The organism is Paraflavitalea sp. (assembly GCF_059502485.1).
On sequence record NZ_JCACET010000008.1, the window covers coordinates 37,857 to 63,415 of the forward strand.

22 protein-coding genes are annotated in these 25,559 nt (G+C 48.2%); 10 read left to right on the forward strand and 12 right to left on the reverse strand.

The annotated features are described in order from the left end of the window. Positions 1-1,227 (reverse strand): hypothetical protein, encoded by a 1,227-nt coding sequence (locus AC5JBY_RS02805; protein WP_495903027.1) that lies wholly within the window; start codon positions 1,225-1,227, stop codon positions 1-3. Between the two features lie 96 nt (positions 1,228-1,323). Between AC5JBY_RS02805 and recR the strand changes: the two genes are divergently transcribed. The 3 genes from recR to metH all read left to right on the forward strand — a co-directional run bounded on the left by recR (position 1,324) and on the right by metH (position 5,986). Continuing rightward, complete coding sequence (recR, locus tag AC5JBY_RS02810; RefSeq protein WP_495903028.1) at positions 1,324-1,944, forward strand: recombination mediator RecR; 621 nt, start codon at positions 1,324-1,326, stop codon at positions 1,942-1,944. 297 nt (positions 1,945-2,241) lie between these two features. Beyond that, positions 2,242-3,252 (forward strand): homocysteine S-methyltransferase family protein, encoded by a 1,011-nt coding sequence (locus tag AC5JBY_RS02815; protein WP_495903029.1) that lies wholly within the window; start codon positions 2,242-2,244, stop codon positions 3,250-3,252. 43 nt (positions 3,253-3,295) lie between these two features. Then, positions 3,296-5,986 carry a methionine synthase gene (gene metH, locus AC5JBY_RS02820; RefSeq protein ID WP_495903030.1) on the forward strand — a complete coding sequence of 897 codons (2,691 nt, stop codon included), beginning with the start codon at positions 3,296-3,298 and terminating at the stop codon, positions 5,984-5,986. 69 nt (positions 5,987-6,055) lie between these two features. Here metH and AC5JBY_RS02825 read toward each other — a convergent pair whose 3' ends face one another. Both AC5JBY_RS02825 and AC5JBY_RS02830 read right to left on the reverse strand, forming a co-directional pair. Beyond that, complete coding sequence (locus tag AC5JBY_RS02825; protein ID WP_495903031.1) at positions 6,056-6,526, reverse strand: DUF5336 domain-containing protein; 471 nt, start codon at positions 6,524-6,526, stop codon at positions 6,056-6,058. Positions 6,527-6,597: 71 nt separating this feature from the next. After that, the gene (locus AC5JBY_RS02830; RefSeq protein WP_495903032.1) at positions 6,598-7,503 is read right to left on the reverse strand and encodes a DUF5694 domain-containing protein; all 906 of its coding nucleotides are present in this window, start codon (positions 7,501-7,503) and stop codon (positions 6,598-6,600) included. A 195-nt stretch (positions 7,504-7,698) separates the two neighbouring features. Here AC5JBY_RS02830 and AC5JBY_RS02835 point away from each other — a divergent pair, with 195 nt between their 5' ends. Together AC5JBY_RS02835 and AC5JBY_RS02840 are read left to right on the forward strand one after the other, a co-directional pair. Then, positions 7,699-8,733: a sensor histidine kinase gene (locus AC5JBY_RS02835; RefSeq protein ID WP_495903033.1), complete on the forward strand. Its 1,035-nt coding sequence runs from the start codon at positions 7,699-7,701 to the stop codon at positions 8,731-8,733. After that, positions 8,721-9,464, forward strand: coding sequence for a LytR/AlgR family response regulator transcription factor (locus tag AC5JBY_RS02840; RefSeq protein ID WP_495903034.1), 744 nt, complete (start codon positions 8,721-8,723; stop codon positions 9,462-9,464). The genes AC5JBY_RS02835 and AC5JBY_RS02840 overlap by 13 nt, the downstream gene beginning before the upstream one ends. A 1-nt stretch (position 9,465) precedes the next feature. On the opposite strand, the gene AC5JBY_RS02845 is transcribed toward AC5JBY_RS02840, so the two are convergent. Further along, a complete protein-coding gene (locus AC5JBY_RS02845; RefSeq protein ID WP_495903035.1) occupies positions 9,466-10,215 on the reverse strand; it encodes an LOG family protein in 750 nt (249 codons plus the stop codon). Between the two features lie 43 nt (positions 10,216-10,258). Here AC5JBY_RS02845 and AC5JBY_RS02850 point away from each other — a divergent pair, with 43 nt between their 5' ends. From AC5JBY_RS02850 to AC5JBY_RS02865, 4 genes are all read left to right on the forward strand, one after another. Beyond that, a complete protein-coding gene (locus AC5JBY_RS02850) occupies positions 10,259-11,023 on the forward strand; it encodes an exodeoxyribonuclease III (protein ID WP_495903036.1) in 765 nt (254 codons plus the stop codon). Between the two features lie 11 nt (positions 11,024-11,034). Beyond that, on the forward strand, positions 11,035-11,340 hold the full coding sequence (locus AC5JBY_RS02855) for a DUF4286 family protein (protein WP_495903037.1): 306 nt from the start codon (positions 11,035-11,037) through the stop codon (positions 11,338-11,340). 265 nt (positions 11,341-11,605) lie between these two features. Continuing rightward, entirely contained in the window at positions 11,606-11,902 is a 297-nt protein-coding gene (locus AC5JBY_RS02860; protein WP_495903038.1) for an HU family DNA-binding protein, read from the forward strand. 198 nt (positions 11,903-12,100) lie between these two features. Further along, on the forward strand, positions 12,101-12,214 hold the full coding sequence (locus AC5JBY_RS02865) for a 30S ribosomal protein THX (RefSeq protein ID WP_495903039.1): 114 nt from the start codon (positions 12,101-12,103) through the stop codon (positions 12,212-12,214). Between the two features lie 90 nt (positions 12,215-12,304). On the opposite strand, the gene pdxH is transcribed toward AC5JBY_RS02865, so the two are convergent. From pdxH to pyrH, 3 genes are all read right to left on the reverse strand, one after another. Then, positions 12,305-12,946 carry a pyridoxamine 5'-phosphate oxidase gene (gene pdxH / locus AC5JBY_RS02870; RefSeq protein ID WP_495903040.1) on the reverse strand — a complete coding sequence of 214 codons (642 nt, stop codon included), beginning with the start codon at positions 12,944-12,946 and terminating at the stop codon, positions 12,305-12,307. 65 nt (positions 12,947-13,011) lie between these two features. Then, positions 13,012-14,040 (reverse strand): hypothetical protein, encoded by a 1,029-nt coding sequence (locus tag AC5JBY_RS02875; protein WP_495903041.1) that lies wholly within the window; start codon positions 14,038-14,040, stop codon positions 13,012-13,014. A 187-nt stretch (positions 14,041-14,227) separates the two neighbouring features. After that, a complete protein-coding gene (gene pyrH / locus AC5JBY_RS02880; RefSeq protein ID WP_495903042.1) occupies positions 14,228-14,941 on the reverse strand; it encodes a UMP kinase in 714 nt (237 codons plus the stop codon). 149 nt (positions 14,942-15,090) lie between these two features. On the opposite strand from pyrH, the gene AC5JBY_RS02885 reads away from it, so the two are divergent. Then, positions 15,091-15,570, forward strand: a complete 480-nt coding sequence (locus AC5JBY_RS02885) for an aspartyl protease family protein (protein ID WP_495903043.1) — start codon at positions 15,091-15,093, stop codon at positions 15,568-15,570. 148 nt (positions 15,571-15,718) lie between these two features. On the opposite strand, the gene AC5JBY_RS02890 is transcribed toward AC5JBY_RS02885, so the two are convergent. Genes AC5JBY_RS02890 through AC5JBY_RS02910 form a run of 5 tightly spaced genes read right to left on the reverse strand, consistent with a single transcriptional unit; the run spans position 15,719 to position 25,537 of the window. Then, positions 15,719-16,669 (reverse strand): hypothetical protein, encoded by a 951-nt coding sequence (locus AC5JBY_RS02890; protein ID WP_495903044.1) that lies wholly within the window; start codon positions 16,667-16,669, stop codon positions 15,719-15,721. A gap of 8 nt (positions 16,670-16,677) precedes the next feature. Beyond that, the gene (locus AC5JBY_RS02895) at positions 16,678-17,580 is read right to left on the reverse strand and encodes a PorP/SprF family type IX secretion system membrane protein (protein ID WP_495903045.1); all 903 of its coding nucleotides are present in this window, start codon (positions 17,578-17,580) and stop codon (positions 16,678-16,680) included. A 10-nt stretch (positions 17,581-17,590) separates the two neighbouring features. Then, the gene (locus AC5JBY_RS02900; RefSeq protein WP_495903046.1) at positions 17,591-20,227 is read right to left on the reverse strand and encodes a fibronectin type III domain-containing protein; all 2,637 of its coding nucleotides are present in this window, start codon (positions 20,225-20,227) and stop codon (positions 17,591-17,593) included. A gap of 53 nt (positions 20,228-20,280) precedes the next feature. Then, entirely contained in the window at positions 20,281-22,116 is a 1,836-nt protein-coding gene (locus AC5JBY_RS02905; RefSeq protein ID WP_495903047.1) for a RagB/SusD family nutrient uptake outer membrane protein, read from the reverse strand. Between the two features lie 19 nt (positions 22,117-22,135). Beyond that, the gene (locus tag AC5JBY_RS02910; RefSeq protein WP_495903048.1) at positions 22,136-25,537 is read right to left on the reverse strand and encodes a SusC/RagA family TonB-linked outer membrane protein; all 3,402 of its coding nucleotides are present in this window, start codon (positions 25,535-25,537) and stop codon (positions 22,136-22,138) included. Positions 25,538-25,559: the final 22 nt, after the last annotated feature.

Sequence of the window (25,559 nt, forward strand, 5' to 3'; positions counted from 1 at the left end):
TTATTTCCCTGTAAGCCGGTAGCCGATCCTCAGCGAATAAATGGAAGGCTTTACTGAAATAAAGCTAAATGTTTCAAATGCACCTGCTACATTGGCCAGCAAGCCTACATCTATCTTTTTGAAGGTGCCGCCAATGCGAACCGGCACACTGAGCCAGCTTTTTTCAAAGTCCATGAAGTCTTTTTCCGGATTGTTTTCATTGCCTTTGGTTACATATACATTGTCGGGATAGGAGGAGAAGTTGTACTGAATGCCTGCACCAACATATGCTTTGTAGGTAGGTTTTCTGAGGAAGCTGTACAACAAATTCAAGGCTGGTGTAATATTATTCTGCTTAACGGTATAGGTAGCAGTCGCTGATTTCCCTTCATACTTCAAGGATGAATAAAAGAGTTCGAGACGGATCACAAATGCCTGTAAGCTTCTTTCTGATACGATATCTACACCCGCGCCTGCTGCAAACCCCAGGTTACCGCTATAATCCAATCCTGCCGCTTTAGTGGGGCCTTCTACTTTCATGTTAGAATAAGCCGGTCCGGCGGCTACAAAAAACTGTGGCGGGCTTTTTTTCTTTTGCGTAAACTGTACGTTGTTAACAGTGGCTATTATACGCATCAGGTCACGTTCGTTGTATTCAGCTTTCTCAAGCAGCCTGTACAACTTGCTTTCTTCTTTATGGCCATATGCATATTGTTGTAGCTGATTGCGGAATGTGTAGCTGTATGACAAGCCTGATGTTCCGGCAGCATAATACACTTTATATTGTAGTTCTTTATAATCGCCCTGCTCTCTGATGTAATAGTGTGGTTTTGCATCCACCAGTTCATACAGCTCTGCTTTTCCACCTTTTGATAATATGCGCAGAAAAACCGTATCGACCTGTTTCATTTCTGCTGTATCGCCGCTCACCTGAGCCTGATCTATCAACTCCCGGAGCTCCACCGGCCGCATATCCTTTGTTACTACTGCTCTCTCGAACGAATCCTGGTTGTTGACAATAAAGGCTGTCAGGTCTTCTACACCATACTGTACCGCCTGGGCAGCTGCCTCTTTTTTAAAGCTTATGGTGCGGGGGTTCTGGCGCCATTCACGGTAGTCTATAAGGCCATTGACCTGTTGGCCATTTTTCAATTGTACTGAGCCGGGTTGGTAGTTGGTTTGACCCTGGGCGGTTAAAAGTGTGGTGAATAATAATACAGGCAGCAGGAGCTGACGAACTTTTCTCATAAAAGTGATTAAGGGGTTAAGAACCTGAACAGGTGAACGAAGATAAGGGGTGGATATTGTATAAACCCCCAAATACGAAACTCGTATCTTTGCATTATGCAATTCTCTTCTGCGTTACTGGAAAATGCCGTGAATGAATTTGCCAAGCTTCCGGGTATTGGCAAGAAGACTGCTTTGCGCCTGGTGCTGCATATGCTGAAGCAGGAACCGGAAAAGGTGGAGCACTTTGGCGAGGCTATTACCAAGATGCGCCGGGAGATCAGGTTTTGCCAGCGCTGTTACAACGTGGCGGATGCGGATATCTGTTCTATCTGCGCCAACTCTATGCGCAGGCAGGAGCTGGTGTGTGTGGTGGAAAATGTGCGTGACGTTATCGCCATAGAAAGTACCCAGCAATATAGCGGCGCCTACCATATCCTGGGGGGCATTATATCACCGCTCGATGGCATTGGGCCAGATCAGCTTCATATTGAAGCTCTTATACAGCGGGTGCAGAAGGAGAAGATCGAAGAGATCATTTTTGCCCTGAATCCCAACATCCAGGGGGATACCACGATCTATTATATACAAAAAAAGCTGCAATCATTCCCCGTACGGGTTACCACCATCGCGCGTGGCATCGCTTTCGGCGGTGAGCTGGAATATGCCGATGAAATGACGCTGGCCAGGTCTATTACGAACCGCCTGCCTGTGGAAAGCTATGTGGCGAACCGCTAAATGCCTCTCTTTGACCCCTGTTTTGATATTAAAGGAACATAATGTAACTTTGCGCTCTGATCGCAGGCGGATTTGTTTATTGTTCGGCCTGTAGCCCGGTAAAGGGGCTCACTCCCACAAGGGTAGTGCTAAAAACGGAACTAATAAACGCAGGAAAACCTTCACACCATTTTCCCAACGTTTATGATGTTCTGATATCGAACAGTTTTCACCCACTGCCTGTCAATCTTATGCATTACCAACGCTGCCATTTATCGCTGCAGGTCTATTGCCGGCAGTAAATAAAATTTTACGCATATGGACATCAGGAAAGCATTAGAAAAAAGGATATTGATCATCGACGGGGCCATGGGTACCATGATCCAGCGATATAAGCTCGAGGAAGCTGATTACAGGGGAGAACGTTTCAAAGACTGGCACCTGGATGTAAAGGGTAATAACGACCTCCTGTGTATTACTCAACCTCATATCATTGAAGAGATTCACGGCCAATACCTGGATGCAGGGGCCGATATCATCGAGACGAACACTTTCTCCAGCACTACTATCGCGATGGCCGACTACGAGATGCAGTCACTGGCTTATGAGCTCAATGTGGCTGCTGCTCAGTGTGCCCGCCGTGCTGCCGACAAATACACGCAAAAGGATCCTTCCAAGCCCCGGTATGTAGCCGGTGCGATAGGACCGCTCAATAAAACACTGAGCTTATCGCCGGATGTAAACAACCCTGGCTTCAGGGCGCTGACTTTCGACGAGGCTATGACTGCTTATTATGAGCAGGTATCGGGCCTGGTAGAAGGCGGTGCTGACATCATTCTGATCGAAACCATCTTCGATACACTGAATGCTAAGGCGGCTATCTACGCTACTAAAAAGTTCTTCCAGGATACCGGCAAGCCTGAGTTGCCCATCATGATCAGCGGCACCATTACGGATGCCTCTGGCCGTACGCTGAGCGGACAAACACTGGAAGCTTTCTACACCTCTGTATTTCATGCCAAGCCATTGAGCATCGGCCTTAACTGTGCACTGGGTGCTGCTGAAATGCGCCCTCACATTGAAGAGCTGAGCCAGATAGCTGCATGCTATACTTCAGCTTATCCCAATGCGGGCCTGCCCAACGCCATGGGTGAATATGATGAGCAACCCGAGCAAACTGCTCACTTCCTTGAAGAATGGGCAGCAGAGGGATTCGTAAATATCGTGGGTGGCTGTTGTGGTACCACACCGGATCACATCAGGCATATTGCCCAGCATGTAAAGAATATCACTCCGAGGAAGTTGCCCGTAGTAGAGGAAGTATTGTAAAGCATTAAACCTGTTGGTTAATTCCAAAACGGAAATAAATAGTATGTCCGAACAAATTATTATCAAGCCTTACTTACGGCTGTCGGGTCTCGAGCCGCTGGTGGTGCGCCCGGAAACAAATTTTGTGAACGTAGGTGAGCGTACCAACGTTACCGGTTCCAAGAAGTTTGCCCGTCTCATCAGGGAAAACAAGTATGAAGAGGCGCTCAGCGTAGCCCGCCAGCAGGTGGAGAGTGGCGCTCAGGTGCTGGACGTGAACATGGACGACGCCTTATTGGATGGCGTAAAGGCCATGACCACCTTCCTCAACCTCGTACAGAGTGAGCCTGATATCGCCAAGATCCCGATCATGATCGACAGCTCCAAGTTTGAGATCATCGAGGCGGGTCTTAAATGCGTACAAGGTAAATGTATCGTGAACTCTATTTCGATGAAGGAAGGGGTTGATAAGTTTATCCGCGAGGCACGCATTTGTAAGTTGTTTGGCGCTGCTGTAGTGGTAATGGCTTTTGATGAGCAGGGACAGGCTGATACTTTCCAACGCCGGGTAGACATTTGTACGCAGGCTTATAACATATTAGTCGAACAAGTAGGCTTTACTCCGCAGGACATCATTTTCGACCCCAACATATTTGCTGTTGCAACCGGTATCGAGGAGCATAATAATTATGCTATCGACTTTATCGAGGCTACCCGCGTTATCAAGCAACGCATGCCACTGGCCAAGATCAGCGGTGGTGTAAGTAATATCTCTTTCTCTTTCCGTGGTAATGATCACGTGCGGGAGGCCATGCACAGTGTGTTCCTGTATTATGCCATTAAAGCGGGCATGGATATGGGTATCGTGAATGCCGGTCAGCTCGTGGTGTATGATCAGATAGAGCCTCAACTGCGTGACCTCTGTGAGGATGTGATCCTGAACCGTCGTCCTGATGCTACGGATCGCCTGATCGCTTTTGCCGACACTGTAAAGGCAAAGGGCAAAGTAGAAGTAAAGGATGAAGCATGGCGTAATGGCTCTGTACAAGAGCGACTGACACACGCACTGGTAAATGGTATCACCGATTATATAGAACTGGACACTGAAGAAGCACGTCAACAGTATTCACGTCCGCTGGAGGTGATCGAAGGCCCGCTGATGGATGGCATGAACGTGGTGGGTGACTTGTTTGGCAGTGGTAAGATGTTCCTGCCGCAGGTGGTAAAGAGTGCCCGCGTAATGAAGAAGAGTGTGGCCGTGCTGACTCCTTATATTGAAGAAGAGAAAAGAAACAATCCCAATGCTCAACAGGGTGGTGCTCCACGTATCCTGCTGGCTACTGTAAAAGGGGATGTACATGATATTGGTAAAAACATTGTGGGTGTGGTATTGGGCTGTAATGGCTATGACATTATCGACCTCGGTGTGATGGTGCCTGCCGATAAGATATTGGAAACTGCCGTGAAGGAAAAGGCTGATATTATTGGCTTAAGTGGATTGATCACTCCTTCGCTGGATGAGATGGTGCACGTGGCCAAGGAAATGAAACGCCGCAACATGCAGCAGCCGCTGCTGATTGGTGGCGCTACTACTTCACGGATGCACACAGCTGTGAAAATTGCTCCTGAATACGATCTGGGTGTAGTGCACGTGCTGGATGCTTCGCGCAGTGTAACTGTAGCGGGCTCCCTGTTGAGCAACGAACAAAAGCCTGACTTCCTGGGCAAGATCAAACTGGAGTATACTAAGCTGAAGGAAGATTTCGGTAATAAGAAATCAGCCAAGCAATATTTGTCTTTTGCCGATTCTCAAAAGAATAAGACTAAGATCGACTGGTCGAGCTTTACGCCCGTAAAGCCCACCTTTACCGGCACCAAAATATTTGAGAACTATGACCTGCAGGCTATTGCTGAGTACATCGACTGGGGTCCTTTCTTCATTGCCTGGGAGCTGCATGGTAAATTCCCGCAGATCCTGAAGGATGAAAAGGTAGGCAAGGAAGCTACCAAGTTGTATGAAGACGCGAAGGTGTTGTTGAAGCAGATCATCGATGAAAAATGGCTCACCGCCCGCGGTGTTATTGGTATGTGGCCTGCACAAGCTACTGCAGCTGACACGGTAGAGATTTATAGTGACAAGGGTACTACGCAACTCGACTTCCTGCGTCAGCAGGTGAAGAAGGCTGCCGACCAGCCCAATATAAGCCTCGCTGACTTTATCAAGCCAGCTAATGGTGTGGCTACTCCTGCTGACTATATGGGTGCGTTTACTGTTACCATGCAAGGTATCGAGCCTCACGTGGAGCGATTTGCCAAGCAAATGGATGACTATAATAAGATCATGCTGCAGGTGCTGGCTGACCGGATGGTGGAAGCTTTTGCAGAGTTGCTGCACGAACGTGTGCGTAAGGATTTCTGGGGTTATGCCAAGGAAGAGCACCTGAGCAATGAAGAGCTTATCAGTGAAAAATACCTCGGTATCCGTCCTGCGCCCGGCTATCCTGCCTGTCCGGACCATACTGAGAAGTACAAGTTGTTCGACTTGTTAGGTGGTAAAGAAGCTACTGGTATTACGCTCACTGAATCGCTCGCTATGTATCCTGCTTCTTCTGTCAGTGGCTGGTATTTTGCTCATCCTGAAAGTAAATATTTCGGTATCGGTAAGATCGAGAAGGACCAGTTTGAAGATTATGCAAAGCGTAAAGGCATGTCGCTCGACGAGGCTGAAAAGTGGCTCAGGCCAGTATTGGAATAAGCATTGTTTTCTACAAATAAAAAAGCTGCCAGGTTGTAAAGCACCTGGCAGCTTTCTTTTTATAGGAGATTATTGTTGGTTCTTTCTGGCGTTCTTGGTATCAAGCCACTCCTGTACTTCCTTGCCGTTTCTCAGTGCATTGATCAACAGCACAAATACTACAATCTTCAGGATGATGCCCCGGAAGAGGCTGGAGGGCTCCAAAACAGCCGATAGTAATATAAGGCCGGTATAAATGGAGAGGGCCGTAATGACAGCTGTGTAAGGCTTGGTCCTTGTCCAGAATGCAAGCCCTGCGAATATGCCGGCCAGTACCACGTAAATACCAATGGTAATCCAGTTTTCGGGCTCGGGTAAGTCTGTGGCCAGAAAGATCGGGATCAGTTGTAATGCTGCAAGCACAAACAGTAATATGCGGGCATTGCGAACGGGCTTGTCATAGCCTTCCATGGAATTGTAATCGTACATATCTTCCAGGAGGTTCTCCTGTTGTGGGGCGGAACCTGGTTGTTTTTCGGGTTGTTGAGGGTTTTGTTCCATTGCACGTGGTTTAGTATCCTCTAATTTAGGCTCTTTTTCATTGTGTTCATAACAACGCCGCCCCAACGTTGTTATTTTAATTTGCCGGCAGCCTGCATCTTGAGCGCCAGGTCTTTCAGTTCCACCACTTCAAACTCAGGTGATGTTTCGAAGCAATGTTTTATAATGGGCATATGGCCACTGCCAAATAATACCATGATGCGATCGTTGGGACCAGGTTGCGTTTTAAGGATGTTGTTAAATATGCGCAGGTTACGGGTGTACCACCACATCGTCAGTCTATCGGGTCCTTTATTGTCGGCGGTGTTAAATCCACCGGTCATATAATGTCCGTGCATCCGACGCGACACCAGCGGATCGGCCATGATGAGAAAGCTTTCCAGTATCGTGTTCTCCACTTCCAATGAGTCGCCTAGGTCATAAAAGCGTTTATACTTTTGGTTGAACAGCTTATCGCGGACAGAATCAACGGGTTTGTCATTCCTCCACAGACTGTCGAGGAAAGTGTATTTGTCCCAGTTTTCATTGCTAAACCCCGGTGCATCTACTGCATAGATCGTGGGAAGGTTCATCATTTTCGCGACACGATAAGCCACCTGATCGATCTCATTGCGGCGCAGTGTGTGCGTTCCTGCACGATAAGCCTGGTAGACAGAGTCTGAATAACGTGGGCTACGTGACTCTATGTAAATACGGGTAGGTTTAAAGGAAGCGATCACATCTGCCAGCTGCTGGATCTCTTTTTGACGACGGGGAGAAAGCACGTCGAGCATTTTGGATGAGTCCGTTTTATGTCCATCCAAGTTGGGATAGCCAAAGTGAAAAGCGCCTACCAGCAATACTTTTGTGGGTGGGTGGGCCGGGTCGATCAATACTTTATCGGGGTTTGTCTGTTCGATCTTTTTCCAGTTGACGGGTTGTGCCACGGCTTTGCCTGCAGCAATGATCATGACGAGCAGGGGGAGCAGATATTTCATGGTTATAATTTTCAGCAAAGTAACCGGCTGCTTTCCGCTGGTTTTTTGTCGATCTGCCAACCGGTGGGTTCTGTCTGCAAGCCCGGGGTTCATCAGACGGGGGATTTGGAAGATAAAAGGCAGGGATTGGCAGACAAAGGCCGGGGACAGGCTTATCCGGGCAAAATATTACCGATAAGTGCCATAGATTTGGCTATGCGCAGACATTTACTCAGGATCATCCTCTTTTACTTTTTGTTTGAGCTGCTCCGTGAAACCGGCAGTGCTATTTCGCTGTGGGTAAACGGGTATTCTCCTTTTTCTATGTTCGACGATCTGCAGGAGCAAATGTTAAACATTAGCGGGTTTTTCATCTTCCTGCTGTATGCTTTGTCCAGCTTCATCATTTTTAACAGGGTGTTCCGGAAAAATAAAGGGAAAGCGCTTCTTTACTGGATAATAGGTGTGATTGTAATTATTACTATCCGCTATGTAGTGGAGGAACTACTATATCCGGCGATCTTCGATTTCCGTAACTACCGGAAGGGGGTGTCTATCCTTTATTATTACATCGATAATATCTACTTTGCCGTATTGTATTCTGCCTTCGGTATTGTTTACTTCTTTGTGCAGAGCGAACAGCAGCATAAATTAAACGAGGCAAAGTTGTTGCTGGCCAATAAGCAAACTGAGTTATCGTTCTTGCGTTCGCAGATCAATCCGCATTTCCTATTCAATAGTCTTAACAATGTATACTCGCTGGTCTATCACCAGTCTGATCAATCGCTCACTGCCATTGCCAAGCTATCTGATTTGCTGCGCTATATGTTGTATGATACGAATGAGCAGGTGCCGTTGCAAAAGGAGCTGGATTATATCAACAAGTATATGGAGTTGCAGCAGATGCGTTTTGACCAGCCGCTACCAGCCAACCTTGAACTGACAGGTAATCCCGGCAAATGCAATATCCCTCCGCTGCTGCTGATACCTTTCGTGGAGAATGCTTTTAAACACGGAGATATCAGGAGTGGACATCCCATCGTGATGAAGCTGCATGCCGGTGATGATATGATGCGCTTCAGTATTACTAATAAAGTGGGAAACCATCAGAAGGATGCGAGCGGCGGTATCGGTCTGGAAAATGTGCAGCGCAGGCTCGAGTTATTGTATCCGGGTAAGTATACGTTACAGGTTCAGCAAACAGCATCTATTTTTGAAGTTCAACTGGAGATCAAAACATGTCAGGCATAAAGACCATATCGTGTGTAGTAGTCGATGATGAGCCACTGGCGTTGAAGCTGATGGCCGATTACGTACAGAAGACACCCTTCTTTACTTTGAAGGAGCAAACCACCAACCCACTGAGGGCTATGGAGCTTGTGCAGCAGGGGGAGGTAGATTTGTTATTTCTTGACATACAAATGCCTGAACTGACGGGGCTACAGTTAATGAAGATCATTGGCCATAAGTGTAAAGTAATCCTTACTACTGCTTATGCGGATTATGCGCTGGATGGCTATGAGTTTGATGTGATAGACTACCTGCTAAAGCCGGTAACTTTCGACCGCTTCCTTGTGGCAGCGCATAAGGCAAAGGAGCGGTTGTCGACTGAGCCTGCCGTCGTTATACAGGCGCCGGGTACCACAGCCTCTACTCCTACCCCCACTCCTGCCAGCTATATTTTCGTAAAGACGGAATACAAGATCCAGAAGGTTGATCTGTCGGACATCTTGTATATGGAGGGCTTGCGTGATTATGTTGCTATCCATACTACCGCAGGAAAAATACTCACCTTACAAAGCATGCGGAGCTTCCAGGAGCAATTGCCTGAGAGCCAGTTCATGCGGGTGCATAAATCATATCTGGTGGCGCTGGATAAGATACAGTTTATCGAGCGCAACCGGATTGTGATTGCCGGGAATTATATTCCTGTAGGTGAAACTTACCAGGAGCAGTTTCAGCAGCGATTGAATATTAAGTAAGCTATTTCTTTTCAAACAGCCACCAATTGCGTTTTCTGGGTTTTAGTTTGTAGTTCTTCTGAATATAAGTATGGATGTGCTGCATGGCTTCATCGACGCTGTCGGTGAGCAGCACCAGGTTCAGGTCTTCGCGGGCAATTGTTCCCTGCTCGGCCATGTACTCGAGGTAATCCCACAGCTCCCGGTGGTATTCTTTGCCATAGAGTACAATGGGAAACTGGGTGATCGTCTTCGTTTGTACCAGCGTCAGTGTCTCGAAGAACTCATCGAGTGTGCCAAAGCCTCCCGGCATGATAATAAAGGCATAAGAATATTTCACCAATACTACTTTGCGTACAAAGAAGTGCTCGAATGTAATGGAGCGGTGGAGGTAAGGGTTGGCTTTCTGCTCAAAGGGGAGCCGGATATTACAGCCAACGGATTGGCCATCGTTCTCAAACGCTCCGCGGTTAGCAGCTTCCATAATACCGGGGCCACCTCCCGTCATCGTCGTGAATCCTGTTTCAGCGATACGCTTGCCAAACTCCCTTGCTTTTTCGTAGTAGGGGTGGTCTTCTTTAAAGCGTGCTGAGCCAAATACCGTAACACAGGGGCCTACAAAGTGCAGGCAGCGGAATCCTTTTATGAACTGGGTAAATACCTTCCAGGCGAAGCCCAACTCGTAGGTACGGGGCTTGGGTCCATCGAGGTAAACGTGTTCTTTGGGCGGAATGATTGGCTTAATACCGGTCTTTACTGATGTTGCTTCCATATCAATACTGTAAATTGCTGGCCAAATGTAAAAAATAATACTCATGCGTATCCTCAGCTACAATGTAAATGGCCTTCGTGCCGCGATGACCAAGGGGCTTATCGACTGGCTGAAGACAGATCCCGCCGATATTGTCTGTGTCCAGGAGACAAAAGCGCACAGGGATAATGTGGATTACAAACAGTTCAACAATCTCAATTATTATGATTACTGGTTCAGCGCCCAGAAGAAGGGTTATAGTGGCGTGGCGGTATTCACCAAGATAAAACCGGACAATGTGGTGTATGGCACCGGTCACCAGGTAAGTGATGAGGAGGGGCGTGTGATTCAGCTGGACTTTGGAGATATCCGACTGATCAATGCTTATTTTCCTTCGGGCACCACCGGTGATGTGCGTCAGACATACAAGTATGAATGGCTGGAAGAGTTTTATGCATATGTAACTTCTTTGCGCGCCAAACATCCCAAGCTGATTCTCTGTGGTGATTATAACATTGCGCATAAGGAAATCGATATTCATGATCCTAAAGGGAATAAGAATTCATCGGGCTTTTTGCCAGAGGAGCGTGCCTGGATGGATAAGTTTTTGGGTAGTGGCTGGATCGATACATTCCGTGAGTTCAATCCTGATCCGCATCGTTACAGCTGGTGGAGCCAGCGTTTCCCCTCTGTACGACTGCAAAATAAGGGCTGGCGTATCGATTATATCAATGCAACGGAGGCATTGCGCGACCGCTTAAAGGCTTCTGATATCTATCCTGATGTGAAGCACAGTGATCATTGTCCTGTGTACCTGGAGTTAACATAACAAGTATCTGTATGTATATATACAATGTAACTACTTATGTTCATTGGAGCATTCATGAGGCGTGGCTTCAGTGGATGAAGCAACAGCACATGCCTGCTCTGGTTGCTACTGGTTGTTTCGACAGGTTTCAGCTGGTGCGCTTGCTGGAGACTGATGAGACTGACGGGCCTACTTATGCAGTGCAGTATTTTTCCCATACGAAGGATGATTATCTACGATACATGGAGCTTCATGAACAGCGTTTTTCAGAGGAGAAACGTAACAAGTGGGGTGAGCGTAGTATATCATTCAGCACGCTGATGGAGCTTGTGAACTAAGTGTGGATAATAAATTTTTAATCAGCTGTAAGTGGGAAATTATTGTATATTCCTCGCAAACCCTTGACTGTACAGCATTTCAGGCCACGCAGCGTGAAACGCAGACTGGCGCTGTATTTCACAGCATCTTTGTGGAAAAGTAAGACATCACCAAAAATGGGCACATATCGTATAATCCTTACCCCGAGCGGATTATAGCATTTTATCAAATGTTAATTTTAGGGGATAAAAATTTTGTTGCATTGAAAAAGCGTCTATTTTTGTCGTGCTTAAATTTTTAAAACATTACACTATGAACAAAGCTGAATTAATCGCAAAGCTTGCAGACGACGCTGGTATCACTAAGACACAAGCCAACTCCGCTTTGGATTCTTTTGTTGAAGCAGTAACTAAGACCCTGAAAGGTGGTGGTAAAGTAACCCTCGTAGGTTTCGGTACTTTCTCTGTTTCCAAAAGAGCTGCCCGTAATGGTCGCAACCCTCAGACTGGCGCTGTGATCAAGATCAAGGCTAAGAAAGTTGCCAGGTTTAAAGCAGGTAAAGAATTGCAAGCTAAGTTATAATTGCTGCATACTGCATTGAAAGCTCCGTTACAGCGCTCATCGATATGGGCCCAAGGTACCGGAGCTTTTTTTATGCCCCTATGGCGAAAAAGGGCTCAAAAAGCGGCCGAAAAATACACTTCAGAAAGGGTTTTGTTTGACATGACCGAAGTAGTATTTTTGCACTCTAATTTTTCACTTAACTAAAAGCATAGTAAAATGGGCAGAGGTGATAAAAAAACCAAAAAAGGAAAAACTTTCAAGGGCTCTTTCGGTAAAAGCAGACCTGCAAGAACGGCTAAGAAGGCTGCTCCTAAGAAGGAAAGCAAGTAGTTGATATGTTGATGGGTTAATAAGTTGATAAGGGGAAGTGTTTCCTTATCAACTTGTCAACTTTTTAACTTGTCAACCTTTCCTACTCCACTACGGCGCCAGCCGCTCTATAGTCCAGCTTCCCTGTTGGCTTAAAGTATACTGTAATCTGTCGTGCAGGCGGCTTGAACGGCCTTGCCAGAACTCAATACGAACGGGTTTTACGCGATATCCTCCCCAATGTGCAGGACGCACTATAGGTTTAGCACTGAATAATTCCTTGAACTTTACATCTTCGGCATCGAGCCATTCCCGGCTCTCAATGACCTTGCTTTGAGGCGATGCCCAGGCGCCAATACGGCTTCCTTCGGGGCGACTGTTGTAATACTGATCGCTCTCTGCATCGCTTACCTTTTCTACCTCACCGCTGATACGTACCTGGCGTTCCAGTTCCTTCCAGAAGAATACGAGGGTAGCATGGGGGTTCTCCTGCAGCTGGTTTCCTTTAGCGCTCGTATAATTGGTAAAGAATACAAATCCCCGGGCATCGTATTCTTTCAGTAGCACAATGCGGGCATCGGGGATACCGGCAGGTGATGCCGTGGCCAATGTCATGGCGTTTACTTCGTCTATTTCAGCGGCAATGGCTTCCTGCCACCAGCGGGTAAATTGATCGATGGGGTTCTTTTCAGCTTTAGATTCAAGCAGGTCTTTCAGCTTGTAATCTTTCCTGATATCTGCAATGGATGACATGGCTATGTAGGTTAGAGTACAAAGTTAACAAGTTGACGGGTTGAAATGTTGATGGGTGACGAAGATCACTTTTTCTTCTGATCGTTGTCTTTTTCGTTTGAGAGGCGCGTGAGGAGGTTCTCTATTTCAGAGATGCGCTTGAGCTGGATGTCGAGCTTTTTGTTGTGCTCGGCTACTTGCTGGAGGTCGGTATTGAGCTCTTCGAGGTAGCCTACTTTCTTCAGTAATTGCTGGCGCTGGAAGTTGGACTCACGCAGTTTGTCTTCCGTATCGGCCAGTAGGCGGGCCAGGCGCTGATGTTCTTCCAGCATATTCACCTGCTTCATCTTGAGTTCATCGAACTCACGGGTGATCTTGAAGTAGGCTTGTTGTAGTTCTTCGTATTCAAATCCCTTGTGTTGGGGAGCGGTAGCTGATTCTATTTTCTGCAGCCTGTCCTGTAATACGCCAAACTCTTCGTAGGCTCTTTCCAGGCGGCCTTTTACTTCATTGTTCAGTAGCTGTTGCTGACGCAGCTGTTTCAGCTCTGCCTCTTTATCCATCAATGAACGGCGTGCTTCGCGAAGCTGCGCGCCGAGGTTTTCATTCAGTTGTTGTACTTCGCTATACTTCTGCTCAGATTCTTTTAATGTATCTACCTGTTGCAATAACTTACCGATGTATTGATTTTGCACGTGGAGGTTGTCCTGTGCGCTCTTCAATTGCGACATAAAGGTGGGACCGACCTGCTGTTCTTCGGTTTCTTCTTCCTCTTTTTCTTCGGGCAGGGCTGCTTCAAGGCGGGTAATCTCTTCTTTCAGGTCTTCTACTTCGAGCTCCAGCATTTCCTGCTTTTCTTTGGATGCTTCCAACTCACGGTTGAGTTGTTCGTGGAGGTCTTTTTCTTCATAGAATTTTAATCTCCACTCATCCAGGCCACCAATTGGCTCATCGGCCAGCACGGCTGGTTCGGAAGTAGCGGAGGGCATTATTTTTTTCTGGGTGAGGTAGAAGTGGATAGCAAAACCCAAGACGAGGGATACCAACTGAAATACAATGATCTCAGTAAGACCTATAGACAGTTTAGCGGCCAGTAAAATGAGTAATGGGTTCATAGCAGTTCCGAATTTCCTTAACGCACAGGGTTCTTCCCAGGATGCCACATCTTTCAAGGGGACTTGAATAGCGGGGAGAATTGGATAACCGCCAGGGGTTGGGTCAGGACGATTTACCCCGTTAAATTAGTGCGATAATGTCACATATACAAGCCAGTTGGCTGTAATAAATTTTGTTCGCTGGTTATCAGGATTTTACCAGTGTTCCAACTCGTTCTCCACAAACAACTTTACGGAGGTTTCCGGCGGTGTTCATGTCGAATACGATGATGGGCAGGTTATTTTCCATGCAAAGGGTAAAGGCGGTCATATCCATCACGCGCAGGTTGTTGGAAATGCACTCCTGGAAGGTGATGGTTTCGTATTTTTTAGCGTTGGGATCTTTTTCGGGGTCGGCAGTATAGATGCCGTCTACGCGGGTGCCTTTGAGGATCACGTCGGCCTCGATCTCGATGGCCCTGAGGGAGCCAGCGGTATCGGTGGTGAAGTAGGGATTACCAGTACCAGCGCCAAAGATCACTACACGGCCTTTTTCTACGTGGCGGATGGCACGGCGGCGGATGTAGGGTTCCGCGATCTGCTCCATCTTGATAGCGCTCTGGAGGCGGGTAAAAACGCCTACTTTTTCCAGCATGGCCTGCATGGCCATTCCGTTGATAACGGTTGCCAGCATGCCCATATAATCGCCGTGGGCGCGTTCTATACCGGTTTCTGCTTCATTCATGCCGCGGTAGATGTTACCGCCTCCAATTACAATGGCTACCTGAACGCCGAGGTCAACGACCTCTTTGATATCGCGGGCGTAGTGTTCCAACACTGCGGGATCCATGCCGAAGCTTTTATCTCCCATCAATGATTCTCCACTCAGTTTTAACAGGATGCGTTTGTACTTGGGCAGCATGAAATAAATAGTATAAAATTAACGATGTGCAAAGAAAAGGGTTTTCGCTAATAGAAAAAAGGGGAGTTTGGGGTTGGAAATATGAAAACAAGTGTTATAAGCCCTGCTATTGCACTATGGAATATAAATAGTAATTTCATCATATAATAATGCTTACCGAAAAACATACCATGGGACTTGTATACGCTGAATTAGAGCTAATTAACGGCGATGATCTCGCTTTGGCAAGAAGGCATGTGATTGGCGAAGATGAAATAAAGCGCATGACAGTAAATGCGTTGGTAGACACTGGTTCTTATATGCTGGCCATCAACGAAACTATACAGGAACAGCTTCAGTTTCCTATTGTAGAAAAGCGAAAAGCCCAATTGGCCAACGGGCACATAGTTGAATGCGATGTGGTGGCTCCTGTTGAGCTTCGCTTTAAAAACAGACAAACTACTTGCAGGGCAATGGTCCTTCCTGGCGATTCAGAACCTCTGTTGGGTGCTATTCCTTTGGAGGATATGGATGTCATCATTCACCCACTGCGCCAGGAATTAATTGTAAATCCCGAGCATCCTTACTTTGCTCAAATGAAGATGAAACCTTATCGTAAGTTAATGCTTCCGCTTAGCGAAATTTCATAACTCCAGTATTAGCGGCTTTATTTTGTTATGTTAGGTGTGCAACAGAAAATGCGCCCCTGAAGAGGGACGCATTTGTCCTGTACGGACCATTCTTAATACAAACTAATCACTGCTACGAGAGAAAAAACTGCGACTGCCCTCAACGATATTAGTAGGTAATACCTGGAAAATCGGTCTTTGCTTTGTTGAATTGTGTTTCCCACTCGGCGGGCCAGCCAAAGGCTATCGTGGCCTGTGCTTTCAGATTGGCGCCAGCAGCACCGCTCCAGAAGTGTATAAACTCACCCCAGTTCATATCTCTGCTGTAACGATTGTCTCCATTTTTTGGGAAATGGGTTGCCAGCAGTGAGAAGAATTTAGCCAGTACTTTGCTGCCGCCGTATTTATCATAGATGGGAAAGAACCAGTTCTTGAACCATTGTGTATTGGCGGCCGGGAAATTGTCAATGGTGCCATTCATCATATTAAACCACCGTGCCGCATCTGCATCGCGCTTTAAACCCTTGTACACATCATAGATGTAGATCTCCATCCACTTGCTATCCTTCCACAGGGCAAAGGCTGGTGAGCCTTTTGTGCCGAAGGTGGTGCTTTCGACGATGTGGCCGATCTCGTGTGTGGACAGGTCGAGGTCGTTGCCTGTGCCACTGAGCCAGGCGTTGTTGGCATTGGAGCCGCAGTCGATCACGTTTCTGTTGTCATGTCCTGCATCGTAATAGTAGGCAGGGTGGCCTCCACCGTATTTACCGGTGTGGTAAATAGCGTACAGTCTTTTATCTGTGCCATACAATCTGCCGTAGGTGGCATTGCTGTAGAGCCACACTTCTTTCAGGAAGGTGAATGGCCAGTTGATGGTGCGGGAAACATCGTTGTCATAATACACCGCCAGTACTGTATCGTAGTATACACGGCTAAGCAACTGCTGATGTTCGAACCAATGTTCCTGCCAGGTTTTGATTGGTGCATCGGGTGGATCTACTACTACGGGGGGCGGTGGTTGTGTCGTATCTCCGCCGCCACTACTCTTCTTACAGGCAACTGCCAGCAAAGGCAGGCTGATCATCATGCATAGAACAATTCTAATCTTGTGTTTTCTCATTAGTTTCATTATTTTTCTTTTCCTCCGAGCGCGAAGCTAAGGCCTACTTCGAAGTTTCCATCGGTATATTCTTTAAGAGCGGAACCTGCTGAGGTATATGCCGCACTGATCCACAGTTTTTCGGCAATCATTAAACCAGCACCTGCGGTTATGTTCTTAGAAGTGTGGTAGATACCAAAAATGTTTACATACTTCAAGGTCACATTGGCACCTGCATCGATGATGTTATCGAAGCCTTTCATGCCACGGTATGCAACTTTGGGTTCGAGGGTGAGATCGCCATCATTGAAGGATAGCTTGTAGCTGGCAGCTGCAAAGAAGGTGGATCTGTTTACGAGGCTATCGTTCTCCTTGTTAAAATAAGTAACCATGTTGGGGAAGGCTGCCTGTACCGTGATCTGCTTATTGGTGAAGGCTATGCCAATGCCTCCATCAAAGCGGATCTTGTTGCCATCGGTGAGTAATACATCGCCGGGATCGCCATTGAAGTTTTTCATGTCGATGCGCCTGTTTACAGCGCCTGCAGAAATACCCAGGTGCACACGTCCTCCATTTTTTGTGACCGGCAGGTAATAAGCATAGGTCAGCATGGCTGAGCTCGTATTGAGCATACCTGCTTTATCGTTGTACACGTTTACACCGAAGTTCAGTTTATCGCTGCTGCTGTATTCGCCGGTAGCGTAAAGGCTATATGGACTGTTGGAGATACCGGACCACTGCTTGCGGTAGCCTACCGCTGCTTTTACTTTGTTATCACCGCCTACCATGGCAGGGTTTGCCAGGTATTGGTTTTGGAAATAGCTGGCTGCGAATGGGTCTTGCTGTGCAGCTGCTTCCTGTGTACTATTCATGCCCACCAGCATTACTGATAATGCTATGATCGTTTTCCGGAAGTTATATAGTTGTTTCATGTTGTTGTGCTTATTTACGGTTGCGAATGATGGTTAAAACTCCCTGTGCGGCAGGGATACCTGTTCCCAGCTTGATGATGTAGAGGTATGCGCCTTCGGGCAATGGATTGCCGTTGTAGGTGCCTTCCCAATCGTTCATGTAGTTTTTCTGCATGAACACCACGCGACCTGAGCGGTCCATTACGCGTACTTCATTGTCGGGGAAGGTGTTGATGTTCCAGATCACCCAGCGATCATTCTTGCCATCGCCGTTGGGGGTTAGTACGTTCACCGGATCGATGTTGTAGTTGCCCTGCAACTGGATGGTGATCGTAGCGGTGTCTTTACAGCCGCGACTATTTACGCCCAATACTGTGTAGGGAGTGTTGATCGTTGGTCGTACTGTAAGTACAGGGGTCGTCTCTCCATTTACGATACCGTGTGCACTTTTCCATGTGTAGGTATCAGCGCCAGAGGCTGTGAGGTGGGCTGTTTCGAGGCGTGGTATTACGGCTCCTTTATCGGAAGCGATGTTCACTACCAACGGGTTTACCACAATCGTGAAGGTGCGTGTGTAGGTATCTGCACCGCTGTTGAAAGTAGCGCCATTGTCCTGTGCCCGCACTGTGATGGTAGCCGTGCCACCTTTAGCGGCATTGTAAGACAGTTGTGCTTTACCATTCACTACCGGTGTTACTGATAGCTCGTCGAACAATGTAGCATCTGAACTGGTAACAGCCAGTGTTACTATTTGCCATGCTTCTACACCGGGGGTAATGCCTGTGAGGTCGAAGGTGAATGTGGAATCGGTGGTACAGATGTCTTTGTTGGTGATGGCGTCCAGCGTGGGGGCCGTGTTCTTACCCTGGGTGATCACCGTCACTACGTTGCTGTAGTAAGAGTTGCCGAAGGTGTTTTTAGCCTTAACGCGGTAGTAATAACGGGATGCGAGGTTGAGGCCGTTATCGGTATAGGTTTCAATATCTGCATTCACGCTGCCCAGTGGCGTAAAGTTGATGCCGTTAACAGAGCGCTCAATATCAAAGCCTGTTTCATTGTTGGCTCTATCGTCCCAAACGAGGGATATCGATGTTTCGGAGAGTGGGGTGCCCTGCAGGTTGCGTGGTGTCAATGGCAGGTTGGGATCATAATCTGTAACTGTATCTACGATCTTGCTCCAGATGGATTTGGTGGCGGCTGTTATAGCGCGTATGCGGAAATAGTATTTGAAACCTCCCAACAGATTTTGTACTTCATAAGTAGATGTGTTGGCAGCAACTGTGCCTGCTGCTTCAAAGTTTACACTGTCTTCTGATTTCTCTATTTCAAAGCCTGTTTCGTTGGAGGAGTTATCTGTCCACTTCAAAGTGGCTGTGGTGAATGTAACGGCTGTTACGTCCAGGTCGGCAGGCACTTTGGGTGCATTGGGACTCATACCCCATATTTCCAATTCACTGATCTGTCCCATGATGCCGCCGTCGCCATTGTTTTGGGTTACCAACAGTCTGAAGTAGGAATAAGCAGTGTTATTCGGGAATGCAAAGGTGTAGCCTGTATTGCGGCCACCGAAGGTGACGCCGGTACGTGTATCCAGATCGGTCCAGCCGGCCAGGGTATCGTTGGTAGCCTGGAACTTCCATGTTTTGGGATCGCGGCCGGGGGCATCGCCGCCCGTGGTGATGGTGTATTTAGTAACTACCCACGGATTTTGTGAGCGGTAGCGTGCCCAGTAGCCGTCGACCGGCATAGCGCCGAAGATGAGGAACTTGGAGCTGTAGTTGTTATCGATCAACTTCGTAGAGCCTTCTCCGGCGTTGGGACCGCCGTCATTGTCTTTTGATACTGCCAGCACTCCTCCATCGTCGGTTACATCTGTCAACTGACCACTCTGGTTAAGTGTTGAGACTATGATCGTGTTGGAATACGCAGAGTTTCCATAAACATTGATAGCTCTTACGCGGAACTGGTAAGATGTATTTACCAACAAACCTGTGGCAGCATAACTAACGCGGTTGGAGGTAAGTGATGCGACTCTCACAAAGTCGATGCCATTGGAAGAGCGTTCTACTTCGAAGCCGCTTTCATTGGAGGCGTTGTCCTGCCAGCTCAATAGTACTTCTGAACCTGCAGTAGCCAGGCCAGCCAGTACCGTAGGTGCTGCGGGTGGCAATCCTTCCAGCAGTTTCCATTCGGATAATTGGAAAGCCGTGTTACCGTTGAGGGTTGAGATCGTAACGCGGTAATATTTGTAAACGCCTTGTGTAGGGATTTCGAAGGTGCGTGCTTCGTTGCGACCGGCGAACGCTTCATTGGTACGTGTATCGAGCAAAGTCCAGGCGGCTGCATCGTCTGATCCTTCCAGCTTCCAGTTCTTAGGGTCGCGCGTGGGGGCATCGCCACCTGAAGTAAGTACATACTGGGCAGCGCGGACGGGTGTGTTGCATTGCCATTGCATGTACCAGGGGAGTGTGACGCCGCCTACATATATTTTCGAATTGGGGTTGTTATCGATGAGCTTCAGCGATCCTTCGCCGGAGCCGGCACCTCCGGGGTTGTCTTGTGAAACGGTGAGGGTGCCGCCGTTGGCCATAATATCCTGTGCAGATGCCTGTATGGAAAACATCATCCATATTCCGAAACAGAGCATCTTAATAATCCTGCTGTTCATGTTTGAGGGTTTAATGCATTCAAATTGTATTTTCTTCTTTGCTGTTACAGCAACTATTCCCAACCGGTATTTTGTACCAGTTTCTTATCTACATCAATTTCTCCCTGTGGCACTGGGAACAGGTAATGCTTCTTTTCAAACACTCTTGTTTCAAAAGGAACAACATTGTAGAAGGATGTTCCATCGGCATTGATGTTGAGGCCATACATGGGGCCTTTATCTGTTTGCTCGGCGATCTTCCAGCGGCGGGTATCGAAGTAGCGTACGTTTTCGAAGGCCAGTTCCACGCGGCGTTCTTTGCGGATAGCGGCGCGTACAGCAGCCTGACCTGATGGAACAGGTAATGGATCGACGCCTACACCATATTGTGGCACTCCTGCACGCTCTCTGATGAGGTTGAGGTAGTATAATGCGAGGGTGTTACCGGGATCAGATTCGTTGAGCGCTTCTGCATAATCGAGGAAGACATTGGCGAGGCGGGCCAGCACCAGTGCACGGTTGCCATTGCCTGTGCTGCCGGGTGCAACGTTCTTGCGCACGATGTAACCCGTGGGGCTATGGTCGCTACCTGTGTTTTTTACACCGGAGTTGCCGGAGTATTGTACTGTGGTTACAATGTTGCCCGTATTTGTATTCAGCCATAAAACGTTGTCGTAGGTAACGGCTACGTAAAAGCGGGGTTCGCGGTTCACCCACATGTTGTGGGTTTGGCGCGCTGCCACATCGTAGGGTGCTCTGAAGCTACTGAAGCCTGTAGCGATGTAGCCTGAGTTGGGATTGACGGTGCCGTCATCATTGTAAGGGCTTTCACCATTGGCCATGAAGTAGGCATTCACCATGTTTTGCGTGGCACCTAATCCACCACCGCCTTTGGCGTCGTTGGCAGAGCCTGCGTGGTAGGGTGTTCTGTCGTACTGCATCGTACCGATAGAGGCTGACGGACGGCCAAAGATCCATTCGTCATTCCAGTCGGTGATCATTACGTTGCGGCAAGAGAGGTAAGGACTTACTTTACCGGTAGCGTCTTTATCGGTGAAGAGACTGAAGTACGTTGGTACGTATTTATCGATGAATGATTTGGCTGCATCGGAAGCCAACTTCCATTTGTTGGCATTGTATTGAGCTGGCATCAGCGCTTTACCATCCTGGTTTTTCAGGTTGGCATAGTCCGGGTTGCCGTTGAACAGCGGGCTGGCTGCCAGTAATAATGTTTGCATTTTGAAGTAATGGGCAGTGGCCTGATCGACGCGGCCTTTGTTATCGCCCAGTGATTTTACCTGCAGATCGGGGGATGCTTTATCCAACTCGGTAATGATGTAGTTGACGCATTCTTCGAAGGTGTTGCGGGGCAGCTGTACCTGATCAAATGATGCATCGGGTGAAATAGGGTCTTCACCTGTGAGAGGTACTGGGCCGTAGATGCGGATGAGGAAGAAGTAGTAGATAGCGCGGAGTGCTCTTGCTTCTGCTCCGTGTTGCCTGATCAACTGGGGTCCCAACTCTTCGCACTCTGCCACATGATTCATAAAGTAGGAGGCATTGCGGATGCCGCGGTAGTAGCGTTGCCAGAAGGAGCCTACGAAGCCCGTGGTGGCATTCCAGGAACCGAGGTTCATATTGTTGCTGGCCACAAAGTCCCAGGTGTATTTGGCTTCATCGGAAGCAGCCGTCCAGGGGCCAGAGCCTCCGCTCGTAACGAAGCGCTGGTTGCCCTCATCGGGAATATAGCTGTATACGTTGGCCAGAAAATCGAGTGTGGTGTTCTGGCTTTCGAAGATATCATCGGTAGTGAGGCGGTCATCGGGTACCTGGTCGAGGAATCCTTTTTTACAGGATGTGATGACCAGCACAGCGAGCAGGAGTATATATATGCTGTAATTCTTTTTCATAATGCAGTGTGTTTGTTTGTTAGAAAGTGGCCTGTAGTCCAACTGAAATCGTGATCACATTGGGATAGGAAGTACCGTTGGAGGTATTCAACTCAGGATCCCACAGTTTGAATTTGCTGAACGTAAGCAGGTTGACGCCCTGTGCAAAGAGTGTGGCTGTTTTAATGCCAATTCCTTGCAGTTTATGTACATCGAGTCTATAACCCAGCTCAACTGTTTTCAATCGCAGGAAGTCGATGTCTTTTACCCACCAGGTACTTGCCTGGATATTGTTGGCGTTAACAGCGTTGCCGTAACCAAGGCGTGGATAGAAGGCATTGGGATTGGGGTTCTCTTCTGTCCAGCGATCGGTGGCAATGGAATACAGGTTGCTTCTATCGGCGCCAATGCTATTGGAGAAGGGTACAATGCCATCTCCTGATATAAGCCTGTCGGCTTGTGATACACCCTGGAAGAAAGCGCTCAGGTACACTCTCCTGTCCCACTCTACGTTGAAGCCAAAGCCGTATACAATAGCGGGTACATCACCGCGGCCGATACGGGTTTGATCGTAGGAGTCGATAACGTTGTCTCCGTTGAGGTCTTTGTATTTGATATCTCCTTTGCGCACGGGGCCATAGGAGGATTTGGGGCTCTTGGCGATCTCGTCATCACTCTGGAACAATCCTTCTGCGATGAGGCCAAATCGTGAGAGGTAGTTAACTCCACGACGTTCCATCCAAGGGTATTTGGGTGTGGGGTTATCGTTTTCGATCACTTTATCCTTGTTGTAGGTGAAGTTGCCACGCAAGGACACTGATAGATTGCCCACATACATGGGGGCTGTTTCTATCGTCATATCGATTCCCTTGTTGTCCATCACACCGAGGTTGCCCCAGGGGCGGTTGGTAAGGCCCACGAAGTTGGCCAGGCTACCGCGCTGGAGGAATACGCCTGTTCTGCGTTCTTTAAAGAAGTCGATGATAACGGATATCTTGCTGTTGAGCGTCTTGAATTCTATACCGAGGTCTTGTTTGTGTGCTTCGGACCAGGTGATCTCTGTTCCGTAATCGGATATTTCCACGCCTGCACGGCCGGCGCGGTTGGTGCCATAGGTATAACCGGAAGCGCCGCCATTGACGAAGGTGAGGTAACCGAAACGACGGCCACCACTACCCGCTCCCACGATACCATCACTGAAGCGGAATTTCAGGTATTGTACTGCATTGCGCAGGGGCTTGAAGAATTTTTCGGAGGAAACGATCCAGCCTACGCCAAAGGAGGGGAAGAAACCAAAGCGGCTATCGGGTGCAAAGTTCTCTGAACCGTTGTAACCAAAGTTGAATTCTGCAAAGTAGCGGTCGGCATAGGAATAGGTGGTACGTCCTGCCAAGCCACGAAACCTTGTAGGGATGGATGATACCAGGTCGCCTGCTGTGCCGCTTGTGAGATCGCTCTGGTTGTAGAGGAGCATACCGCTCACGTGGTGTTCGCCGAATGTGCGGTCGTAGTTAACGCTGGTCTCTGTATAAAAGCGGCGATTGCTCGATGTGGCATTGCCGAAGGAGAGTGAGTTGTTGCCCTGCCAGGTTTGTAGCAGGTTCAGGGTTCCATCCGCCTTGCGGGGATTCACCTGGTCTACATAGTAGGTGTCTTCGCGTTTCGTGCGGCTGAGTGTTTGTGAATTATAGGCATCAAAGGAATACATCGTTGTAACGGACAGGCCAGGCACCCAGAAGCCCAGGTCCTGCGTGAGGCGTCCATTCGTGTATAGCTGATTGCCATAGGTGGATTGGAAACCACGCTTGGTGATATCGGCATAGGGGTTGCGCTGGTCGCCATTGGAGCTTTGACCGGGTACAAAATCGCCGGGGTACATAACGGGGAAGAGTACTGGTGTGATCTGCATGGCTTGTGCAAAGGCATCAGAGGAGCTTACTCCCGGATAGTTGCCGTTGGTGATGTAGCCCTGAATACCTAACTCGAAACGGGTAGTACCCGTGAGCTGCAGGTTGAGGTTGCTCGTGAAGTTGTATCTTCTGAAACGAGTATCTGTATTGTAGCTTTCGAGGCCATCTGTTTTCAGGAAGCCTTTTTCATCGTAGTAGGCGAGTGATACGTAGTAGTTGGCTCTTTCGGAACCACCGCGTGCGCTCACGTTGAGGCGCCTGTTGTGGGACCATTTATCGAAGAGGACATTCATCCAATCTACGTTGGGGTATACATAGGGATCGTCGCCTGAAGCGGTTTTATTAATGTATTCCTGTGAATATTTGGGTTGGATATTGCTGGCTTTCATCGCCTCATTGGTCAGGTTCATGTAGGTGACTCCATCTGTGAGCTCGGGAATTCGGGTGAAGGTCATGAAGCCTTCGTTGTAGTTGACGTTGAAAGTGGTTTTACCTGCTTTGCCGCTTTTTGTTTTGATGAGGATAACGCCATTGGCGCCTTGTACGCCGTATACTGCTGTGGCAGCCGCATCTTTCAGAATGGTAACTGACTGCAGGTCTTCGGGATCGAGGCTATTGATATCGCGGGGCACGCCATCGATGAGGATCAAGGGGCGTGCGTCGTTGGAGGCATTGAAGGTGGCGATACCGCGTATCCATATATCGGCGCCATTCCTTCCGGGCTCACCAGAGCGCTGCACCCCCACTACGCCGGCGATACGGCCGGCGAGTGTGGTGCTCAGGTTGGCGACAGGTTGTTTTAGTTCATCCACATCTACCGTACTCTGAGCGCCTACAAGGCTGCTTTTTTTCTGTTTACCAAAGCCTACGATCACTACTTCATTGAGACCGCCCTGGGTGGCCTGCATGGCCACATCGAGGACGATGCGGTCGCGGATAACAACTGCCTGGCGTTGGTAACCAACATAGGTGAACTCGATAGAGTCACCTTGATTGGCTTGTATCCTGAAAAATCCGTTTACATCGGTAGTGGTTGATTTGTTAGCCGGTAAGGCGGTGACTGTGACGCCCGCCATTGCCTGGTTGAGGGCTTCGCTTTTAACCGTGCCCGTGATCGTTATTTCTACGAGTGATTTTTCCGGCGCGGGTGGTGTTACTTTTTTTACTGGCCGCAGCTTTACTACGATCTGGGCTTCGAGCTGGAAGAAGTCGTACTTCGCAGGTGGGAATACCTGGGCCAGTACTGTTTTGAGTGTCGAGTTTTTTGCATTGAGTGTTACCAGGTCTGTTCTGCCTTCCAGTATTTTCTGGTCGAAATAGAAACTGGTGTTGGCGGCAGATTCAATTTGTTTGATGGCATCTGTGAGTGGCGCCTTGCTCAGTTGTAGTGTGATGCGCCTTTCGAGCAGGTCCTGGTTGCCCGTGGCGTGGGCCGATAGCAGGCCCAGGAAAAATGAGGTTACGGTTAAGACAATGACCCGTTGACGTACGGGCATGCGGAGGCCATGTACGAAGTGTACAATTCTCTTCATAGCAGTTAGTTTTAATAAGAAA

Excerpts from the sequence above, each read along its gene's own strand:
- pdxH (WP_495903040.1), bottom strand. The coding sequence starts at position 12,946 with ATGTCATCCATTGCAGATATCAGGAAAGATTACAAGCTGAAAGACCTG.
- AC5JBY_RS02910 (WP_495903048.1), bottom strand. The coding sequence starts at position 25,537 with ATGAAGAGAATTGTACACTTCGTACATGGCCTCCGCATGCCCGTACGT.
- AC5JBY_RS02885 (WP_495903043.1), top strand. The coding sequence starts at position 15,091 with ATGCTTACCGAAAAACATACCATGGGACTTGTATACGCTGAATTAGAG.
- AC5JBY_RS02835 (WP_495903033.1), top strand. The coding sequence starts at position 7,699 with ATGCGCAGACATTTACTCAGGATCATCCTCTTTTACTTTTTGTTTGAG.
- AC5JBY_RS02815 (WP_495903029.1), top strand. The coding sequence starts at position 2,242 with ATGGACATCAGGAAAGCATTAGAAAAAAGGATATTGATCATCGACGGG.
- AC5JBY_RS02805 (WP_495903027.1), bottom strand. The coding sequence starts at position 1,227 with ATGAGAAAAGTTCGTCAGCTCCTGCTGCCTGTATTATTATTCACCACA.
- AC5JBY_RS02840 (WP_495903034.1), top strand. The coding sequence starts at position 8,721 with ATGTCAGGCATAAAGACCATATCGTGTGTAGTAGTCGATGATGAGCCA.
- AC5JBY_RS02900 (WP_495903046.1), bottom strand. The coding sequence starts at position 20,227 with ATGAACAGCAGGATTATTAAGATGCTCTGTTTCGGAATATGGATGATG.
- AC5JBY_RS02855 (WP_495903037.1), top strand. The coding sequence starts at position 11,035 with ATGTATATATACAATGTAACTACTTATGTTCATTGGAGCATTCATGAG.
- AC5JBY_RS02865 (WP_495903039.1), top strand. The coding sequence starts at position 12,101 with ATGGGCAGAGGTGATAAAAAAACCAAAAAAGGAAAAACTTTCAAGGGC.
- AC5JBY_RS02825 (WP_495903031.1), bottom strand. The coding sequence starts at position 6,526 with ATGGAACAAAACCCTCAACAACCCGAAAAACAACCAGGTTCCGCCCCA.
- AC5JBY_RS02875 (WP_495903041.1), bottom strand. The coding sequence starts at position 14,040 with ATGAACCCATTACTCATTTTACTGGCCGCTAAACTGTCTATAGGTCTT.
- AC5JBY_RS02845 (WP_495903035.1), bottom strand. The coding sequence starts at position 10,215 with ATGGAAGCAACATCAGTAAAGACCGGTATTAAGCCAATCATTCCGCCC.
- AC5JBY_RS02890 (WP_495903044.1), bottom strand. The coding sequence starts at position 16,669 with ATGAGAAAACACAAGATTAGAATTGTTCTATGCATGATGATCAGCCTG.
- metH (WP_495903030.1), top strand. The coding sequence starts at position 3,296 with ATGTCCGAACAAATTATTATCAAGCCTTACTTACGGCTGTCGGGTCTC.
- pyrH (WP_495903042.1), bottom strand. The coding sequence starts at position 14,941 with ATGCTGCCCAAGTACAAACGCATCCTGTTAAAACTGAGTGGAGAATCA.
- AC5JBY_RS02895 (WP_495903045.1), bottom strand. The coding sequence starts at position 17,580 with ATGAAACAACTATATAACTTCCGGAAAACGATCATAGCATTATCAGTA.
- AC5JBY_RS02830 (WP_495903032.1), bottom strand. The coding sequence starts at position 7,503 with ATGAAATATCTGCTCCCCCTGCTCGTCATGATCATTGCTGCAGGCAAA.
- AC5JBY_RS02905 (WP_495903047.1), bottom strand. The coding sequence starts at position 22,116 with ATGAAAAAGAATTACAGCATATATATACTCCTGCTCGCTGTGCTGGTC.
- recR (WP_495903028.1), top strand. The coding sequence starts at position 1,324 with ATGCAATTCTCTTCTGCGTTACTGGAAAATGCCGTGAATGAATTTGCC.
- AC5JBY_RS02850 (WP_495903036.1), top strand. The coding sequence starts at position 10,259 with ATGCGTATCCTCAGCTACAATGTAAATGGCCTTCGTGCCGCGATGACC.